Genomic DNA, 3,415 nt, shown 5'->3' with positions numbered 1-3,415 from the left:
CCACGCACGGGTGGGGCACGGCGCTCGGGCTCGTGGTGGCGTAGTGGGTCAGTGCAGGCCGAAGACGTCCAGGATGCGGTCTGCCGCGAGTGTCGCGGTCAGTTCGCCGTCGCGGACCTGGCGTTCGAGGTCGGGGACGAGGCGGGTGACGTCGGGGTGGGCGTGGAGGCGGGCGAGGAGCTGGTCGTGGACCATCGCCCAGGTCCACTCCACCTGCTGGTCGCGCCGCTTGGCGGCCAGCGCGCCGGTCGCGTCCAGCACCTTGCGGTGCTGCTGGAGCCGCTCCCAGAGCACGTCCAGCCCGCTGCCGTCGCGGCCCGAGCAGGTCAGCACCGGCGGCGTCCACGGCGCGTCCGGGGCCTGCAACAGCCGCAGCGCGCCGGCGAGTTCCCGGGCGGCGGCCTTGGCGTCGGTCTCGTGCGGACCGTCCGCCTTGTTGACCGCGATGACGTCGGCGAGCTCCAGCACGCCCTTCTTGATGCCCTGCAGCTGGTCGCCGGTGCGGGCCAGCGACAGCAGCAGGAAGGAGTCCACCATGCCGGCCACCGTGGTCTCCGACTGGCCGACGCCGACCGTCTCCACCAGCACCACGTCGTAGCCCGCCGCCTCCATCACCAGCATCGACTCCCGGGTGGCCTTGGCCACCCCGCCGAGCGTGCCGGAGGTGGGGGAGGGGCGGACGAACGCGTTCGGGTCGACCGCCAGCCGCTCCATCCGGGTCTTGTCGCCCAGGATCGAGCCGCCGGTGCGGCTGGACGTCGGGTCGACGGCCAGCACCGCGACCCTGTGCCCGAGCCCGGTGAGCATGGTGCCGAAGGCGTCGATGAAGGTCGACTTGCCGACACCGGGCACCCCCGTGATGCCCACCCGCACCGCACCGCCCGCGTGCGGCAGCAGCATCGTCAGCAGCCGCTGCGCCAGCGCGCGGTGGTCCGGCCGGGTGGACTCGACGAGGGTGATGGCCCGCGCGATGTACGCGCGCGAGCCCTCCCGCACGCCCGTCGCGTAGCTGTCGAGGTCGATCGTCCGGGGCGCCATCGGATCAGCGCCTCAGAGCTCGTGACCGAGGTCGGCGGCGAGCGACTTCAGCAGGTCGTACGCGGCCTCCGGGATCACCGTGCCGGGCGGGAAGACCGCCGCGGCGCCCGCCTCGTACAGCGCGTCGAAGTCCTGCGGGGGGATCACCCCGCCGACCACGATGGTGATGTCCTCCCGGCCCGCCTCGGCCAGTTCGGCGCGCAGCGCGGGCACCAGGGTGAGGTGCCCGGCGGCCAGCGAGGAGACGCCGACGATGTGCACGTCCGCCTCGACGGCCTGGCGGGCCACCTCGGCCGGGGTCTGGAACAGCGGGCCGACGTCCACCGTGAAGCCCAGGTCGGCGAAGGCGGTGGCGATCACCTTCTGCCCCCGGTCGTGGCCGTCCTGGCCCATCTTGGCGACCAGGATGCGCGGACGGCGGCCCTCGGCCTGCTCGAACCGCTCGACCAGGTCCCGGGTGCGCTGCAGGGGGGCCGAGGGGCCCGCTTCGTCTCGGTACACACCCGAGATGGTACGGATCTGGCCGGAGTGGCGGCCGTACACCTTCTCCAGGGCGTCCGAGATCTCGCCGACGGTGGCCTTGGCGCGGGCCGCGTTCACCGCCAGGTGCAGCAGGTTGCCGTCCAGCGAACCGCCGCGCGAGGGCCCGGCCTCGGCGGCCCGGGTCAGCGCGTCCAGCGCGGAACGGGTGGCGGCCTCGTCGCGCTCCTCGCGCAGCCGGCGCAGCTTCTCGATCTGGCGGGCGCGCACCGAGGAGTTGTCGACCTTGAGCACCTCGATCTGCTCGTCGCTCTCCACCCGGTACTTGTTGACGCCGATCACCGGCTGACGGCCGGAGTCGATCCGCGCCTGGGTGCGGGCGGCGGCCTCCTCGACGCGCAGCTTGGGGATGCCCGCGTCGATCGCCTTGGCCATGCCGCCGGCCGCCTCGACCTCCTGGATGTGCTGCCAGGCGCGGTTCGCCAGGTCGTTGGTCAGCTTCTCGACGTACGCCGAGCCGCCCCACGGGTCGATGACCCGGCAGGTGCCGGACTCCTGCTGGAGCAGCAGCTGGGTGTTGCGGGCGATGCGGGCGGAGAAGTCGGTCGGCAGCGCCAGCGCTTCGTCCAACGCGTTGGTGTGCAGCGACTGGGTGTGGCCCTGGGTGGCGGCCATCGCCTCCACACAGGTGCGGGTGACGTTGTTGAAGACGTCCTGCGCGGTGAGCGACCAGCCGGAGGTCTGCGAATGGGTGCGCAGCGACAGCGACTTGGCGTTCTTCGGGTCGAACTGCTTGACCAGCTTGGCCCAGAGCAGGCGGGCCGCGCGCAGCTTGGCGACCTCCATGAAGAAGTTCATGCCGATCGCCCAGAAGAAGGACAGGCGCGGCGCGAACGCGTCCACGTCGAGACCGACGTCCAGCCCGGCCCGCAGGTACTCCACGCCGTCGGCCAGGGTGTAGGCCAGCTCCAGGTCGGCGGTGGCCCCGGCCTCCTGGATGTGGTAGCCGGAGATGGAGATCGAGTTGTACCGGGGCATCTTCTGCGAGGTGTACGCGAAGATGTCCGAGATGATCCGCATCGACGGCTGCGGCGGGTAGATGTAGGTGTTGCGGACCATGAACTCCTTGAGGATGTCGTTCTGGATGGTCCCGGCCAGCTTCTCGGGCGGTACGCCCTGCTCCTCGGCCGCCACGATGTACAGCGCGAGGACCGGCAGCACGGCGCCGTTCATCGTCATCGACACCGACATCCGGTCCAGCGGGATGCCGTCGAACAGCTGGCGCATGTCGTAGATCGAGTCGATCGCGACGCCCGCCATGCCGACGTCCCCGGTCACCCGGGGGTGGTCGCTGTCGTAGCCGCGGTGGGTCGGCAGGTCGAAGGCGACCGACAGGCCCTTCTGACCAGCCGCCAGGTTGCGGCGGTAGAAGGCGTTGGACTCCTCGGCGGTGGAGAAGCCCGCGTACTGGCGCACCGTCCACGGCTGGTTGACGTACATCGTCGGGTACGGGCCGCGCAGGTAGGGGGCGATGCCCGGGTAGGTGCCCAGGAAGTCCAGGCCCGCGAGGTCCTCGGCGGTGTACAGCGGCTTGACGCCGATGCCCTCGGGGGTGTCCCAGAGCTGCTCGTCGACGTCCTTGCCGGTGGCCTCGCGCCAGGCGGCGCGCCACTGGCCCTCGGTGACACCGTCGGCGGCGTCCGCGTCCAGCCCGATCGAGGTGAAGTCGGGGATCATCGGGCGACTCCGATCTGGTCGATCTCGTGGATCTGGTCGATCTGGTCGATCTGGTCGAGCAGGGAGGTCAGCACGGCGACCGCGTCGCCGCCCGCGAAGACGAACTCGTCCACGCCCGCCGGCGGCGTGGCGCCCGGCCGGCCGGCCAGCAGCACCCCCC

The 3,415-nt window shown here is 71.7% G+C and carries 2 protein-coding genes; both read right to left on the bottom strand.

Annotation, left to right across the window (positions count from 1 at the left end; genetic code table 11):
* Window positions 1-48: 48 nt before the first annotated feature.
* Window positions 49-1,038 (bottom strand): methylmalonyl Co-A mutase-associated GTPase MeaB, encoded by a 990-nt coding sequence (gene meaB / locus ABD308_RS36365; RefSeq protein WP_344344476.1) that lies wholly within the window; start codon window positions 1,036-1,038, stop codon window positions 49-51.
* Window positions 1,039-1,050: 12 nt separating this feature from the next.
* The gene (scpA, locus tag ABD308_RS36360; RefSeq protein ID WP_344344474.1) at window positions 1,051-3,255 is read right to left on the bottom strand and encodes a methylmalonyl-CoA mutase; all 2,205 of its coding nucleotides are present in this window, start codon (window positions 3,253-3,255) and stop codon (window positions 1,051-1,053) included.
* Between the last annotated feature and the right edge of the window lie 160 nt (window positions 3,256-3,415).

Origin of the sequence: Kitasatospora putterlickiae (assembly GCF_039527695.1) — a bacterium.
In the GTDB taxonomy this organism is placed as follows: Bacteria; Actinomycetota; Actinomycetes; order Streptomycetales; family Streptomycetaceae; genus Kitasatospora; species Kitasatospora putterlickiae.
This window is presented reverse-complemented; position numbering and strand designations above follow the sequence as displayed.